Source organism: Mesorhizobium sp. M0019 (genome assembly GCF_040323975.1).
Taxonomy (GTDB): Bacteria; Pseudomonadota; Alphaproteobacteria; order Rhizobiales; family Rhizobiaceae; genus Mesorhizobium.
Genome location: NZ_JAMYVK010000016.1, coordinates 49,713 through 65,272, shown reverse-complemented (window position 1 = coordinate 65,272; position 15,560 = coordinate 49,713). Strand labels below are relative to the sequence as shown.

Genomic DNA, 15,560 nt, shown 5'->3' with positions numbered 1-15,560 from the left:
GGAGGTTGGAAATGTCCGCGCGTAGTGACTTGGTGCCGCTTCAACCGGGCGACCGTGCGCCAAACGTGGTACTCGACGCCATTACCCAGGAAGGCAAGATCGCGCTTGACGATTTTCGCGGCCAAAAACCGGTGCTGGTCGGCCTGTTTCGAGGTCTGCATTGCGCGTTTTGCCGGCGCCATATCGCCGCCCAGGCGCGGCTTGATCCGGAGCTGCGCGAAAAGGGCGTGGAGAGCCTGACGGTGGTCAACACGCCGATCGAACGGGCGCGTCTCTATTTCCGCTACCATCCGATGCCGAATCTGCTTGCGGCCTCCGATCCTGAACGCGCTTCACATCGTGCTTTTGGACTGCCCAATCTCGAATTCACCCAAAACGAGACGAACTGGCCGTACAAGGTCTCGATGGCAGCGGCAAAGGATATGCGGGTCGACCTACCAGGCGAGTTGCCCGGTCCTATGGATCCTCTTGCGGCCAGCGAAATCCTCAACAAGAGGGACCATTACGAGCTGACCGAAGCCGACGAGCAGATGCTAGCAACGGGACACGGACAATTGGTCGGTCAGTTCCTGCTGGACCGGCAGGGGATCGTCCGCTGGAGCTTCACGGAGGTTCCCGAGGGTGGGCGATACATGTTTGGGGCGCCAAGCCCGCAGGAGCTGATGTCAGCCGTATCCCAAGTCGCCCAATAGACTTGCGAACGAGGTAAGCGGGCGGGACACCGAATAAAAAGCGGAACCAATTTGTTACAAATCTAGATACTGGCAAGTTCACCGTTCATGCGAGCACGGCCTCGACTTTGCCAACAAAGTCATCGAGCAAGTGATCTCCGCGAATCTCGATGCGCGGAAGGTCGATGGGATCGCAATCAAGGTCCGCCGGCCCGTGTCTGCCGCCGAAGCCGATTCGATAGCCGCACTCCTTGGCCAGCCTGCCAAGCCGTCGGTCGGTGACAGAGAAGGGTGCCGCGAACGCCGTGGTTGGCCGACCGGTCCATCGTTCGATGAACATACGAGAGCGCAGGAGCTCGGCGGCCAAGTCAGAGCTCGACAGACCATCGATCGCGCGATGCGTCGCCAGATGGCTTCCGAAGAACGCACCTTCGCCGGCGAGGCGTCGCACCGTCCCAGCGTCCATAAGCTGCGTCGGCGGGCCGCTGTAGGCGTCCCATTGTGCACTTTCACCCACCAAGTCCGTCACCAGGAACACTTCCGCGGTCAGGTCGTTCGTGCGCAAGGCCGGCCAGGCATGGTCGGCAAAGTTCTGGAAGCCGTCATCGAACGTGATGAGCACTGGGCGGCCAACGAAAGGCTGACGGTTGACGATGAACCATTCCAGCTGCTCGGACCTAATCGCGTGAAAGCCATTGGCGCGCAGCCATGCCATTTGGCTGGCGAATGCGGCGGGCGCGAGCCGAAAACGGGCGAGCGCGGCCGGACCATCATCGGCGACGCTGTGATACATGAGGACGGGGATACGCTGCCGCCGCTCGCTACGTGCCACGTCGCGGCGCAAGGCCCGCGCCCCGCCCCAGACGATATTTCGCGCGACCCCGATTTCAACGGGTGCGCGGATTGGCACATGATCTACCATCGGTTCCGTCGCCACGTCGCCTGGTGACAAGCGGCGGAAGCGGTCTATGCGGTAGAGCTCGGTCTGGATCGATTGCTCGAGGACGAGGCCGTCGGTCGCTGCCAGGGTCTCTGAGATCGCTTGTGCACCGAATGTGTTCCAGTCGAAGCCCGTCCTTCCAACATTGTCTCGTAGCACAAATGCGTGTGCGCTGATGAAACTGCCGCCAGGCGCCAACGCCTCAATGAGTTTTTTGGCGATGCGCCGCACATCGGCGAGATCATCCAGGTAGTAGAGCACTTCCGAACACACGATCAGATCCATTTCGCCCGGCAGCGTGTCCGCAGAGAAATCCAGTACGCCGAACTCAACATTCGGCTGATCGCTGCATCGCGCGCGCGCCCGTCCGACGGCTACGGCGGAGATGTCAGTTGCGGTCAAATGGCCCACGCGCGGCGCCAGCTGCCGCGTGAAGTGGCCCTCCGCGCAGGCCAGCTCAAGCGCCCGTCCGATGGGACCGGCAGGCAGAATTTCGAGCTGCCGCTCATATTTTTCCTGCTCATAGGGCGAACCGTAGTTCCAGGGATCCTCGGTCGCGAAATGGCGATTCCAGAAAGATGTGCGATCATTGTCGCGCCCATCCGCGGCCCGTGCACGGCGCGGCGCTGTAAAAGGCTCTTTAGTTTCGGCGCTCGACCGAACCAGCGCCTGCGCTTCCGCGGCCAATCCCGCGAGTTTGCCGAAATGGCTGTCCCGATCAGACCGGCGTCCCGCCATGGACAACAATGCCTCGGCTGCAAACATGTTTGACTTGTCGGCACCGGCGCCCTTTTGCGGTGCATCTACAGGCGATCGCCTTGCAAGTCGCGCGGCTGTGTGCATAGGCCGCTCAGGGGGCACGAAATTCAGGATCAATTCAATCCAATGACGCCTTGTCACTCTCCCGAGTACGCCGAACTGCACGAGAGCCTCGATCTGGCCATCCATCATCAGATGGGCATAGATTTGATCGATTCCTTCCGGCACTTCGATCGAGGCCGGATTTCGCGCGTCGACACGAATTCCAAGTGTCCGCGCCAGCCTGCGCGGCGCGGCAAGATCGTCGACATCGAGCAGCATTTGCTCGAAGTGATACTGCACGCGGCGAGCCGCGTCGGGATTATTCCAGACCTTGCCGAGTTCGATGATCAACTCGGTGAGGGAGCCGCCGAACCTGTCCCACCTGGCAGCCAATTGCGCTGGCACCGACAGGCTTCCTACCATAAGTCCATCGACGGCCACCTTGGCGATCTCACGCGCCCACTTACGTCCTGCCGGGAGCGCGCGCAGGGACTGCGGGTTGATCGAGCGCGAGCCGCAGCCGCAATCCGATGCGGCGTTCCACAACGCGAACCACGCGAGTGCTTCTGAAGCGGTGCGGCCGTTCGCCTCGATCGCTCCATTGGCGTGAGCCGATGCCGGGTGTTTGACCCTGGGATCGGCGGAAAAGCCGCGGGCGATCACGATTTCCGCATCTGCCAGCATCTGCGCCGAATTGCGGCTGAGCGAGTTGGGGCTGACCCGATAGAAAGCGAGCGGCTCGTCGACCATCACCCAATGTTTGCCTAGACGTGCGAGGCGCTGCCACAGATCCCAGTCCTCGCAGGTACGCAGCGACACATCGAAGCCGCCCAACTCGGCAATTGTCTTCCGGTCGACGAGCAGCGCGTGAGTGCGGATCGCGCACCGGCGCGCGAATGTTTCGAAGGGCCGGATCGCAACCTCCGTCGCGATGCTCGACTGGGTGAGTTCGCCATCGGGCATCACGCGCCGGGAACCGCAATAGGCGGCGACCGCATCGGGCGCGGCTTCAAGTGCGGCCAGCATTTTCGCAAGGAAGCTGGCATCCACCCAATCGTCGGCATCCAGAAACATGAGCCAGTGGCCGCGCGCTGTCGACATCCCGATATTGCGCGCGCCGGCGGCGCTATACGCGCAAGAGCTCAACGTCCGAAACCGGGCATCGTGCTCCACATAACCGGCGATGATCGCGGGGGTGCGGTCCGTGGAGGCGTCGTCGACGATGATCGCCTCCCAATCCACTATTTCCTGATCGAGAAGGCAATCGAGTGCGCGCGCCAGCGTTACCTCCGCGTTGTGCGCAGGAACCACGATTGAAACCAAGGGATTATGCGCCACGCCGTGTAACCCGCGCGTTGGTTCGAAGGTAGAACAAGAGTCCCGAAACATAGCCGGCGATTTCCTGCCAAAGGAAACGGTCCTCAGGGACGCTGCGTCCAAACAGTCTCCTGCGAACTCTTCCGAGCCGCCGCGACGCCGCCATTTGGCTGCAGAGCGAGCTTGCTCCTGTCGTGCTACCGAAGTTGGAAGCCTGGCGCAGCATTCGCATCCGTGCCGCCGAGCTTGGGCGCCAGCTGTCGCAGATGCACGTCAAAGCCAAGCATGCCGCATACTCATGTCGATCCCCGGAGTCGGCGCCATGACCACAGGCGGCGGTCCCGGGCACCGTATGAGTGCAATAGCTATGGCAACCTGACGTCTTTTGCAATTGGGGGCGCAACAAATGCCGCCCACTGAAGCTTTGGTGTGAATGACTGCAGTTATTGGGACTGTCGCTCCCCTCCTATCGACCGAAACGCCTCGATTCCGAGGTGCATTCTCGAACAGCCATTCTCCGTGCGAAAGAAGACCTTCCTTCTACCGTTGGGCCCGCATCGGAAGCTGATCGTCGCAGTATACAGTCGGGTGCGAGACGGTACGTGCACCGCCAGACCAGCTACTTTAGACACTTCTAATGAGTCTGCGCTACTTAATTGCGCTCCAGTAGCTATAGCCTGACATTGTATTACTCATTTCGATAGTAGATTGCGTCCAATGATCGATTAGATTAGCCGGTTATGGCTGCTATCACAAAGAGGTGCGAGAGCGACATCAATCGGAACTCGTGCATTTGCTGCTAGTCCAAGAGATGTAAAAGGGAGGCACGAATTGGCTTAAGCCAAGAAGATTCCGGCTTGCGAGCCGGGAATTTTGCTGGCATGCTTGCTGGTTTCTGAGTTGTGCACTGTGGCAGTTGTTCAAAAGAAGGGGCATGGGATGGCCAAGGAATCTTCGAGTACCGCTTCTTCGGCAAATAAAGCCGACGCAAATCTGATAAGTAATGCAGACGGAAGCGGGCTGACCTTCATGGCGGGCCAGGCTCGCGAGAGCGGGGCCCCCGGCGACGCTGTAGGTGTCGACAAGATACGTGATCTGCTGTTCGGCAACCAGATGCAGGACTATGACCGCCGCTTTTCCAAGCTTGAAGAACGGGTCTTGCAGCGCTTCAAGGATGTCGAATCCGAGGCCAAGCGCAATCTTGAAATGTACGAGTCAAATGCAAAGAAGCAGGTCGACTCGCTTGCGGCGCAATTGCGGAACGAAAAAGACGCGCGAGCCGACGCCGATAAGGAGATTGACCGGAATCTTCGCGAGCAAAATCAGGCGCTCGAAAAGCAGGTGCGCGCGTTGTCGGATCAGTTGAGCGAGCTTGAGCGGGAAGTTGCGGACCGGATAAATCGAAACGATCATTTGCTGCGTGAGGAAATCAAGCAAAAGAATGAAAGCATTCAGATGCTGATGGAGAAAATGTTTTCCGATCTTGGCAATGTCAAGACCGACCGAAATCTTTTGGCTGGCCTGTTTGTCGAGGTTGCAAAATGTCTAAATCAGGATCCCGTCGGCAGCAAGAACAACTCGGAGCGTACCTGGAAAGTGAGTTGATCGGAACTTGACGTCGACTGTCGACCCAATCAGCCTCCCTCAAAGAGCAGCTTCGAACGATACAGAGATTGATCGCGAGGCTCTGGCTCGCCTTTTGATCGAAATTGCCCGGAACGTTGATCCGGACTATCGTGCGCGTCTCGACGGAATCCCAACCGCCGACCCTCGCATGGAAACGCTGCGCCAGTTGCTGGTCGGCCGCGAAATTTCGGAGCTTTCACGAGTTACGCACCTGCTCGACGAACCCGAGCAGCTTGCGGCTGCAGTGGGGAGCGTTCTCCCCGGTGCAGCCGCACGTGCGCCTCATGCGCAACTCGGAGAGGCCCTTGCGCCAGCTGTCGAGAGGGCCGTGCAACGGTCCATCCAGAAGAGCCCGCGTACCCTGACGGATATATTGTACCCGGTGTTTCTGCCGGCTATTCGCAAGTCGATCGGCGAAAAGATCGACCAGACCTTTCAATCGCTGAATGAAACTTTAAGACATATATTTACCTGGCATGGGCTCAAGTGGAGACTTGAAGCTTGGAGAACAGGAGCAAGCTTCTCAGAAGTTGTTCTTAAGCATTCTCTTGTCTATCGTGTAGAACACGTCTTTCTAATCAATCGCAATTCCGGGCTTTTGATAGCGCATGTAACTGCCGATAATGCAACTAGCGAAGATCCTCAACTCATTTCGTCTATGCTTAGTGCAATTCAAGATTTTGTAAAAGACTCATTTAACGAGAAAGAACAGAGTGGCCTGGACACTATTCGTTTCGGAGAGCTTCGTCTCTGGTCGGAAGTTGGACCGTTTGCGACCTTGGTTGCGGTGATCCGGGGAAATCCGCCGGAGGAATTACATGAAATAATTCGCGATGTATTGCTTCGCATCCATGATGAATGCTCACAGGCTCTAGAGCAGTTTGACGGCGACAGTTCGCAGTTGGCCGGCGTAGAGACGCAGTTGCAGACCTGCGTTGAACTGAAGCAGGAGGAATCAAACCAGGGATTTCCGTGGCTGGTAGTCGCTGCAGTCCTGCTGGTTTTGATTCCGGCAGGCGGTTGGTTCTTTCTTTCCTGGCAATCCGGGCAGCGCTGGCAGGCCTATGTGTCGCGACTGGGGACCCAGCCGGGCATCATCGTTGCCGAACAAAAGGTGCGCGATGGCCAATTCTATATTGCCGGCCTGAGAGACCCGCTTGCCGCCGACCCGCAGGCTCTGTTGGCCGGAACGCAGGTCGATCCTGCTCGCGTTCATTCGCAGTGGCAATTCTATCAGAGTCTTGATCCGGAGTTCGTGTTGAAGCGGATAACGGCGTCGCTGGTTCCGCCGGATTCAGTACGACTTTCGATCGTCAATGATCGCATCGTTGCCGAGGGGGAGGCTCCCGACACCTGGATAGATCGGGCGCGCGCAGCGGCCCAACAACTTTCGGCAGGCGGACCGGAATTCGATATCTCCAGGGTTCGTGATGTGAGCCCCGAAGCGCGCGCGGCGGAGCGCTGGCAGGCCTATGTGTCGCGACTGGAGGCCCAACCGGGAATCATCGTCGCCCAACAAACGGCGAGGGGCGGACATTTCTATATTTCCGGCCTGAGAGACCCGCAGGCCGCCGACCCGAAGGCTCTGCTGTCCGGAACAGGGGTCGATCCTGCTCGCGTTCATTCACAGTGGCAATTCTATCAGAGCCTTGATCCGAAGTTCGTCCTGAAGCGGCTGGTGGTGTCGCTGACCCCGCCGAAATCGGTTCGGCTTTCGATCGTCAATGATCGCATCGTTGCCGAGGGTGAGGCTCCCGACACCTGGATAGATCGCGCACGCGCAGCGGCCCGACAGCTTTCGGCAGGCGGACCGGAATTCGACATCTCCAAGGTTCGTGATGTGAGCCCCGAAGCGCGCGCGGCGGAGCACTGGCAGACTTATGTGTCGCGACTGGAGGCCCAAGCGGGAATCATCGTCGCCCAACAAACGGCGAGGGGCGGACATTTCTATATTTCCGGCCTGAGAGATCCGCAGGCCGCCGACCCGAAGGCTCTGCTGTCCGGAACAGGGGTCGATCCTGCTCGCGTTCATTCACAGTGGCAATTCTATCAAAGCCTTGATCCGAAGTTCGTGGTAAAGCGGCTGATGGCGTCGCTGACTCCGCCGGATTCAGTACGGCTTTCGATCATCAAGGATCGCATCGTTGCCCAGGGTGAAGCTCCTGCCGCCTGGATAGATCGGGCGCGGGTCGCCGCCCAACAGCTGTCCGCGGACGGACTCTCTCTAGAAATCTCCGAGCTGCGTGAGTTGACCCCTCCGCAACTCACTCATTTGAGGGAGGCTATTCAAGCGGTCGACATTTTGTTCGATTCTGGCAAGGCTGTACCGGGACCGGAGCAACTGCCGGTTCTCGACAAATTGGCGAATCAGTTGAAGGAATTGGCCAAGGACGCCCGCAAGGCAGGCGTAACAGCACAGTTCATGTTGACCGGCCATTCGGACGAGACGGGCCGTGAAACGGCCAAGTTGTCGATCAGCGCCGCGCGCGCGGAAACAGTTCGTGCGCTTCTCAAGAAGCGCGGCGTCGATCCGGAGTTGCTCTTGGTTCGCGGCGCGGGCACCTTTGAGCCAGCGGAGATTGAAAATAGCCGAACCGGGAACTCCGCCAACCGCAGAGTTTCGGTTACGGTAAACTTCCACTAGGCGGAGCCCAGGATATTGCAAAAGAAGATCTGCATGTTGGGCGGGTTCGCTGTCGGAAAGACCAGTCTGGTTCGCAGGTTTGTGCAAAGCATCTTTTCAGAAACATACTTGACCACGGTGGGAGTGAAAATCGACAAGAAGAGCGTCGCATTCCCGGACAAAACCGTGGATCTGATTTTGTGGGATTTGGCCGGCGAAGACGATATCGGCTCATTCCGCGTCAGCTATGTGCGAGGTGCGAGTGGGCTCGTGCTTGTCGTCGATGGAACACGCGCTGCTACTCTTGCCGTGGCGCTCACGTTGCGCGAGCGGGCCGAGGCTGAATTCGGCGCTATGCCGTTTGTATTGCTGTTCAACAAATCCGATCTGGCCGATCGGTGGGCAATATCGGATAGTGAAATTGACGAACTGAGGCAACTTGGATGGCAAATCTATCTAACAAGTGCGCTTTCGGGTGAGCATGTTGATGATGCGTTTCGTCAACTTGCTTCGATGGTCAGCAAATAAACCATGCACGTCTTGCCAAGAGAAGTTAAAAGCTGGATTTACGATTTCTTCTACAACGAGCGCTCGGTCGCATATCTGAAAATCGACGCCCAGCTTTGCATAGCTGCGAAGGGCGGTAACGTTAAACATTACGGACTCTCGTCAGTTCGCATAGGTAAGCCTGTTGCCGAGCAGCTTGAATTCATGGAAGGTTTGTTGCCCTGCCCGGAGCTTCCATATGATATGGCCATGGTCGAACTTCCCAGCGGGCGTGTCGCGGACCTCCATCTTTTTGCTGACAATGCCTGCGTGTGGCTGCTCTTTCTTGACGCCAATGCCGAACGCGACAATAGGCAGCGGCTTCAACAGAAGGCTTATGAAATGACGCTCCTGCAAGAGAGGGAGCGTCAACTCAACGAGAAATTACAATCGACGAACGAGGCGTTGAGGGCGAGCCAAGAGGGATTGTCGCGTGAATACCAGCGCGCCGAAGCCCTACTCCTCAACATTCTTCCGGCGTCGATCGCGGAGCGGCTAAAAGCGCACGAACAAATTGCAGACAACCACGCGGAGGTGAGTGTGCTTTTTGCCGACATCGTCGGTTTTACGGAAAGAGCGCGGAGCGTCGGAGCCGTGACGACGCTCGCTATTTTAAATTACTTCTTCAAGGCGGCGGATCTGCTCTCGGAGCGATACGGCTGCGAAAAGATCAAGACAATCGGCGATTGTGTGATGGTGGTCGCTGGCCTGCCCGCCGCGCGATCCGATCATGCGGAAGCCCTTGCGCACTATGCACTTGAACTGCGGAAGGCGGTTAAGCGCGAACGCTTCGCAGGAGAACCGATAAGGCTCAGAATTGGAATTCACTCAGGACCAATCGTGGCGGGCGTCATAGGCAAAAGGCGGTTTGCCTATGACCTATGGGGCGACACCGTTAATCTCGCTGCACGTATCCAAACGTCCGCGGAGCCCGATGAAATCCGTATTTCGGATGCAACTCATCAACTGCTTGGACCAAATTTTGCTTGCGACCCACTCGAGGAAACGGAATTGCGTGGTACAGGTCGTGTGCGAATGTGGCGGCTCCCGGCCTGATTTGCCGCATGGCAGTGCCGACCCGGAAGCGCATTGCATCTCAAGCAACATCATGGTTTCGAATGTCCGCAGCGGTGCGCGAAGCAGTTGACCACCGAGCGACCGCCAAAGGTCTGTCCTGGTCAACTCAGAAAATCAGTTCCTGAGATTTAACGTCGATGCCCAATTCATAGAACGGCCGGAGGCCTGGGCCGAGGTCGGAATGTCCTGCCCCCGCGGCTAAATAAACACCGCCAAGTACCCGGCGCAACGGTCTGGCTCGGAACGATGACGTCTTGCACCGCAACATCGGTTTCTTCAAGGTAGGGCAACAACGGACATAGATGTCGTTGCTCGCCGATCTGACCGGAAGGTTAACAGCACGATGCCACTCATGACTCGACGATTGGGCGCCAGGAACCTGGCGCGCCCGGCACGGCGTCTCGGAGACCTGACTGCGATGTTTGCCCTGATTGCCAGGCCGCTCGTCTTTGGGATCGCCCTTTTGTTGGCTGGTCAGGCGCAGGCGCAGGCGCCGGCGACCGTCCCGCCTGAAAGGGTCAAACAGCTGTTCGAGCTTCTCGACGATCCGTCAGTGAAGGCCTGGGTGGCCGAACAGCGAAATCAGGACGCCGGGTCAACGGGAGCGCCCGCCGAGAGAGGGGCTTCGCCGACCGACGCATCGTCCGACGCCGTGGCCGCACCCGGCCAGATGAATACGATGGCATCCTCGACGCTCGATGGGATCAGGCATCATATCGAAAGAATCGTGCGAACTTTGCCCTTGCTGCCAGGCCAGTTCGCGCGCGTTCGGGCAGAGACGATGGAGGATATGTCCAGCAAGGGGCCTGCCGGCGTATTTGTGCTGATTGCAATGTTCATCGCTGCCGGCCTGGCACTCACTTGGGCAACGTTCAAGCTCACCCGTCCATTTCGTCTTTGGATTATCGCGCAACCGAAGGATACGCCCGTTGGGCGAGCCAAGAAGATTGGTGGCCGCCTGCTTTATTCCAGCATGCTGATAGTCTCTTTCGCACTGGGCAGCGCCGGCGCGTTCATGTTGTTCGACTGGCCGATGCTTATCCGCGAGATTGTACTGACATTTCTGATGGCGGCAGTCGTTACATGGGGTGTGCGCATGTACGTCATGGCCATGCTCGTCCCTTCCTTCATGAACGTCGAGAACGCCGTCGAGGTTCGTGCTTTGCCGATCACCAACGAAGCGGCTGACCATTGGTCCTATTGGCTACCCCGGATCGTCGGCGTCTTCGCCTTCTTCGGCGCCGCGTTTATCCTCTTGCCAGGTCTCGGCATCGATCAGGACGGAATGATGGTCCTGTCACTGGGCGCCGATTTCGTGCTGCTGTTGCTCCTGCTGCTCGCCATCTGGCGTCGGCCAAGAACGCAGCGAGACGGTGCGCGCCACATCGGTCACACGGAAGCGACATGGCTATTGACTGCTTATTTCGTCGTCCTGTTCCTGCAGCGTATCGCCGGCCTTTATACATACTTCTGGTTCACCTTCGCCGCATTCTTCCTGCCTTTGGCAATCGTGGTGACGCAGCGCGGGGTTAATTTCGTTCTGCGGCCAGGTTCGGAAGATGTCGGCCGGCCCACGATCCCGGCGGTGACGATCGCTGTCATCGATCGCGGAATCCGAATGATTTTCATCCTGGCGGCGGCTTACCTTCTCGCACGTGTCTGGGGTCTGGACATGCAATCCATGCGGGACAGCGATACGACGACGACGTTCATATTGCGCGGCTTGATCAATGTCGTGGTCATTGCCCTCGCCGCCGACTTCGGCTGGTCGATCATCAAAGCTTTGATCGAACGAAAGCTGGGCATCGAAACACCGCACCCTGTGATCAGCGACGAGGACGTCCCGATCCTCGATCCGCAGCAGGCGCGGCTGCACACGCTCTTGCCGATCCTCCAGAATATTCTGCTCGCATCGATCATCGTGATGGCGGTGCTTATGATGCTCGCCTCGCTGGGTATCCAGATCGGCCCATTGATCGCCGGCGCTGGCGTCGTCGGCGTCGCCGTGGGCTTTGGGGCACAAACCATTGTCAAGGACGTCATTTCAGGCGTGTTTTTTCTGCTCGATGATGCGTTCCGTGTTGGCGAATACATTTCATCGGGCAATTACAAGGGTACTGTGGAAAGCTTTTCGCTGCGCTCGGTGAAGCTGCGCCACCATCGTGGTCCGCTGTTCACGATACCTTTCGGTGAACTCGGGGCAGTCCAGAACCAGAGCCGTGACTGGGTTATCGACAAATTCAACATCACCGTTGGTTATGACACCGATATCGACTTCGCTCGCAAGCTGATCAAGCGGATCGGCCTCGAACTGGCGGAAGATCCCGAGTTCAAACACTGGGTGCTCGACCCGATCAAGATGCAGGGCGTACAGGAGTTCGGCGAATACGGCATCGTATTGAGGGTCAAGGCCACAACCAAGCCGGGAGGCGCCTTCGGTATGAAACGCAAATTCTATGTACGCCTCCGCCAAGTCTTCAAAGAGCAAGGCATCGAACTCCCATTTCCGACCGTCCAGGTCCAGGGGCTACAGAACCAACATGGGGCAGAGAATGCACCGTTGGAGATCACGCCCGAGTTGAAAATGGCCGTCGCGCAGTCGCACACTATTCGGCGCAGAAAAAAAGCTAGCACAACGGAATAGAAAAGCTGCTGGTCACAGCGCGGCTTTCCGCGCATCGCCCATGGCAGGGACACTCTTTTCGCCACGTAAGCAAAAGGCGCCCCGAAAGGCGCCTCTTAATCGCTTGATTCCCCTCAAGGAAACTGGAGCGGGTGAAGCGATTCGAACGCTCGACCCCAACCTTGGCAAGGTTGTGCTCTACCCCTGAGCTACACCCGCTCGCGCGGCTTTTGGGCCGCAAGCCGCGCCTATATGGCTGAAGAGCGCGGCGATTGCAACAGGGAATTCGCAGGCTTTTTGCTTCGCCGGCAATGCGGAGAAGCGCTCCTCGGGACGTCGCAAGGCAATCACCCCCGCGTTGCGCGACGGGCTTGTCTTGGCCGCATCATTGGCCGTAAACGGCGTTAGCCGAACAAGCCGTTGAAAGCGGGCCATGAGAAGAAAGACCGATGCCGAAGACCGAAGCCGAACTTTTCGCCTTTCTTGCCGGACTCGGGATCGAGGTATCGACGCGGCGGCATCCGCCGCTGTTCACGGTCGCCGATTCGCAGGCGCTGCGCGGCGAGATTCCCGGCGGCCACACCAAGAACCTGTTCCTCAAGGACAAGAAGGACAATTTCTTCCTGGTCAGCGTCGGCGAGGAGGCGGTGGTCGATCTCAAGCATATCCACCATCTGATCGGCGCTGCCGGGCGCGTGTCTTTCGGCCGGCCGGAGATGCTGATGGAGCTTCTCGGCGTCGTCCCGGGCGCGGTCACGGTGTTCGGGCTGATCAACGACACTGAGCGAAGGATCAAGGTCGTGTTGGACGAGGAGCTGATGAGCCATGCGGTGGTCAATGCCCACCCGCTGACCAACGAAGCGACGACTTCCATCGCTGCCGCGGACCTGGTCAAATTCGTCGAGGCAACCGGACATGATGCTGTTATCTTGAAAGTCTCGGCATGATCGCCACATGGGTGACTGAAACCGGGTTCTAAAGAAGGATGTTGCGCCCGTCCCTTGGCCGGCGGCGCGACCGAAAGGCGACGAGATGAGTGATAGCAACCCCTTTGGCGGCCCATTTGGCAGCAATGGCGGCCGGTATACCACCACCGTGCAATATGGCGGCACCGATGCCGCGCGTGAGAAGGTCGCGCTTGCGGAGGCGCCGGCCGACGTCATCAAGGACACAACGACCGCTGGATTTGCCGCCGACGTGATCCAGGAATCGCGTCACCAGCCGGTGCTGGTCGATTTCTGGGCGCCGTGGTGCGGCCCTTGCAAGCAATTGACGCCGCTGCTGGAGAAGGCGGTGAAAGCCGCCGGTGGCAAGGTCAAGCTGGTCAAGATGAATATCGACGACCATCCATCGATCGCCGGCCAGCTTGGCATCCAGTCGATACCGGCGGTCATTGCCTTCAAGGACGGCCAGCCGGTCGACGGCTTCATGGGCGCCATTCCCGAGAGCCAGATCACGCAATTCATCCAGAAGGTCGGCGGCAAGAACGGCGGTGCGCCGCAAGTTGCCGAGGCGCTGGCCGCGGCCGCCGAAGCGCGCGACGCCGGGGACGTGCAGACGGCGGCCGACATTTACGATGCCATCCTGGAACAGGCGCCGGAGACGATCGAGGCGATCGCTGGCTTGGGCGATCTGCTGTTCGAGGCCGGCGATGCCGAAGGTGCCGAGGCGGTGCTGGCGCGGGCGCCGGAAGCAAAGAAGGATGCGGCCCAGCTCGCCGCGCTGCGGGCCAAGATGGCGCTCGCCGCGCAAGCAGCAGTGCTCGGCAATCCGGCGGAACTGGAACGGCGGCTGGCCGAAAATCCCGGGGATCACCAGGCACGGTTCGAGCTTGCCATGATCCAGAACGCCAAGGGTGATCGCATGGCGGCGGCCGACAATCTGCTGGCGATCATCAAGGCCGACCGCTCGTGGAACGACGACGGCGCCAGAACCCAGTTGCTGCAGCTCTTCGAGGCATGGGGCATGACCGACGAAGCAACGCTGTCGGCACGGCGCAAACTGTCGTCGCTGCTGTTTTCCTGAGCCGGCGCAGACTGTTTTGTCGCGCGGGCTTGCGGTGGGCCGCGGCTGCGCCAGATTAGGTTTTCGGACGGCGTTCGATTTCAGGTTTCCGGTGTTGCGCCTTGTGCCGGCCGGGAGGAGACGGATTTGGTGCGCTTCCTGACAAAGCGATCGGAGGATTGAGGTGCAGGCGGGAAACGCGCATTACCGGCTCGCTGCGGACTTACCGTCGACCATGCCGATCTTTCCGCTTGAGGGCGCATTGCTGCTGCCGGGAGGCCGCATGCCGCTCAACATCTTCGAGCCGCGCTATCTGCAGATGGTCGACGAGGCGATCGCCGGGCCGCGGCTGATCGGCATGATCCAGCCCAGCCTTGACGGTGCGCTGCGTCCCGACGGCGAGCCGGAGCTCTGCAATGTCGGCTGCGCCGGCCGCATCATTGCGCTGTCCGAGAGCGGCGACGGCCGTTACCTGATTTCGCTGCAGGGCGTGTGCCGGTTCCGTATTGTCCAGGAGCTCACGGTCAAAACACCGTTCCGGCAGTGCCGGTTGGCACCCTTTCTCGCCGATCTCGACGAGGAGCAGGCAGACGCCGAGATCGACCGGCCGGCGCTGCTCAAAGCGTTTCGCGCCTATCTGCAGGCTAACGATCTGGAGGCCGACTGGGAAAGCGTCAGCCGCGCCGAAAACGCCATGCTGGTCAACGCACTGTCGATGATGGCGCCCTACGGGCCGGCCGAGAAACAGGCGCTGCTCGAAGCGGCCGATCTGAAGACACGCGCCGAGACCCTGATCGCCATCACCGAAATGGCGCTGGCGCGCGACAATGAGGATTTCGGTTCGAGTTTGCAGTAGGTTCTTGCCTTCTCCCCTTGTGGGAGAAGGTGGATCGACGCGCAGCGCCGAGACGGTTGAGGGGTACTGGACGGAGTGCCGTCGGTGCCAAGCTGGAACACCCCTCATCGGACCGAGCTTTCGCTCGGCCACCTTCTCCCACAACAAGGGGAGAAGGAAGTTCGCGCTCGAAACCTTAACCCGATTGCCCTGTGGAAGGACAAACCAAATGGCGGATGGACGTGACGGGAACAGGACTGTCGACCCCAAGCTGCTGGAACTCTTGGCCTGCCCGCTGACCAAGGGGCCGCTTGCCTGGGATCCGGAGCGCGGCGAGCTTATCTCGCGGGTGGCAAAGCTTGCCTATCCGGTGCGGGACGGCATTCCGATCATGCTGCCATCGGAAGCGCGTGTCATCACCATAGATGATGCCATGCCACCGCCGCCGCGCCTGGGTGGAACGCCCTGAGTGCTGCGGTTCAGAGCCGCTCCGTCGC

11 protein-coding genes, 1 tRNA gene and 1 pseudogene are annotated in these 15,560 nt (G+C 59.3%); 11 read left to right on the top strand and 2 right to left on the bottom strand.

From position 1 onward, the window contains the following. The first annotated feature begins 11 nt into the window (after positions 1-11). Entirely contained in the window at positions 12-692 is a 681-nt protein-coding gene (locus NKK47_RS14160) for a redoxin domain-containing protein (protein WP_352577329.1), read from the top strand. Positions 693-777: 85 nt separating this feature from the next. Here the strand turns inward: NKK47_RS14160 and NKK47_RS14155 are convergent, their stop codons facing one another. Then, a complete protein-coding gene (locus NKK47_RS14155; protein ID WP_352577327.1) occupies positions 778-3,750 on the bottom strand; it encodes a trifunctional glycosyltransferase/class I SAM-dependent methyltransferase/polysaccharide deacetylase in 2,973 nt (990 codons plus the stop codon). A gap of 161 nt (positions 3,751-3,911) precedes the next feature. On the opposite strand from NKK47_RS14155, the pseudogene NKK47_RS14150 reads away from it, so the two are divergent. The 6 genes and pseudogenes from NKK47_RS14150 to NKK47_RS14125 all read left to right on the top strand — a co-directional run. After that, positions 3,912-4,057 (top strand): annotated as a pseudogene (locus NKK47_RS14150) (IS110 family transposase); the annotation flags it as partial. A gap of 611 nt (positions 4,058-4,668) precedes the next feature. Continuing rightward, positions 4,669-5,334: a DUF3450 domain-containing protein gene (locus NKK47_RS14145; protein ID WP_352470876.1), complete on the top strand. Its 666-nt coding sequence runs from the start codon at positions 4,669-4,671 to the stop codon at positions 5,332-5,334. A gap of 94 nt (positions 5,335-5,428) precedes the next feature. Continuing rightward, positions 5,429-7,999: an OmpA family protein gene (locus NKK47_RS14140; RefSeq protein ID WP_352577326.1), complete on the top strand. Its 2,571-nt coding sequence runs from the start codon at positions 5,429-5,431 to the stop codon at positions 7,997-7,999. Between the two features lie 15 nt (positions 8,000-8,014). Further along, entirely contained in the window at positions 8,015-8,506 is a 492-nt protein-coding gene (locus NKK47_RS14135; RefSeq protein ID WP_254818889.1) for a Rab family GTPase, read from the top strand. Between the two features lie 3 nt (positions 8,507-8,509). Beyond that, positions 8,510-9,580, top strand: a complete 1,071-nt coding sequence (locus NKK47_RS14130) for an adenylate/guanylate cyclase domain-containing protein (protein ID WP_352577324.1) — start codon at positions 8,510-8,512, stop codon at positions 9,578-9,580. A 439-nt stretch (positions 9,581-10,019) separates the two neighbouring features. After that, entirely contained in the window at positions 10,020-12,245 is a 2,226-nt protein-coding gene (locus NKK47_RS14125; protein WP_352577322.1) for a mechanosensitive ion channel family protein, read from the top strand. A 123-nt stretch (positions 12,246-12,368) separates the two neighbouring features. Here NKK47_RS14125 and NKK47_RS14120 read toward each other — a convergent pair. Then, positions 12,369-12,443: transfer RNA gene (locus NKK47_RS14120), tRNA-Gly, on the bottom strand. Between the two features lie 230 nt (positions 12,444-12,673). Between NKK47_RS14120 and NKK47_RS14115 the strand changes: the two genes are divergently transcribed. The 4 genes from NKK47_RS14115 to NKK47_RS14100 all read left to right on the top strand — a co-directional run bounded on the left by NKK47_RS14115 (position 12,674) and on the right by NKK47_RS14100 (position 15,532). Beyond that, on the top strand, positions 12,674-13,171 hold the full coding sequence (locus tag NKK47_RS14115; RefSeq protein ID WP_352577320.1) for a prolyl-tRNA synthetase associated domain-containing protein: 498 nt from the start codon (positions 12,674-12,676) through the stop codon (positions 13,169-13,171). An 85-nt stretch (positions 13,172-13,256) separates the two neighbouring features. Then, positions 13,257-14,249: a thioredoxin gene (gene trxA / locus NKK47_RS14110; RefSeq protein ID WP_352577318.1), complete on the top strand. Its 993-nt coding sequence runs from the start codon at positions 13,257-13,259 to the stop codon at positions 14,247-14,249. 163 nt (positions 14,250-14,412) lie between these two features. Then, positions 14,413-15,084, top strand: coding sequence for an LON peptidase substrate-binding domain-containing protein (locus tag NKK47_RS14105; protein WP_023675985.1), 672 nt, complete (start codon positions 14,413-14,415; stop codon positions 15,082-15,084). 208 nt (positions 15,085-15,292) lie between these two features. Further along, positions 15,293-15,532, top strand: coding sequence for a Trm112 family protein (locus NKK47_RS14100; protein ID WP_023675986.1), 240 nt, complete (start codon positions 15,293-15,295; stop codon positions 15,530-15,532). The last annotated feature ends 28 nt before the right edge of the window (positions 15,533-15,560 follow it).

Coding starts and splice junctions, on each gene's coding strand:
- trxA (WP_352577318.1), top strand. CDS start 13,257: ATGAGTGATAGCAACCCCTTTGGCGGCCCATTTGGCAGCAATGGCGGC.
- NKK47_RS14100 (WP_023675986.1), top strand. CDS start 15,293: ATGGCGGATGGACGTGACGGGAACAGGACTGTCGACCCCAAGCTGCTG.
- NKK47_RS14115 (WP_352577320.1), top strand. CDS start 12,674: ATGCCGAAGACCGAAGCCGAACTTTTCGCCTTTCTTGCCGGACTCGGG.
- NKK47_RS14145 (WP_352470876.1), top strand. CDS start 4,669: ATGGCCAAGGAATCTTCGAGTACCGCTTCTTCGGCAAATAAAGCCGAC.
- NKK47_RS14130 (WP_352577324.1), top strand. CDS start 8,510: ATGCACGTCTTGCCAAGAGAAGTTAAAAGCTGGATTTACGATTTCTTC.
- NKK47_RS14160 (WP_352577329.1), top strand. CDS start 12: ATGTCCGCGCGTAGTGACTTGGTGCCGCTTCAACCGGGCGACCGTGCG.
- NKK47_RS14125 (WP_352577322.1), top strand. CDS start 10,020: ATGTTTGCCCTGATTGCCAGGCCGCTCGTCTTTGGGATCGCCCTTTTG.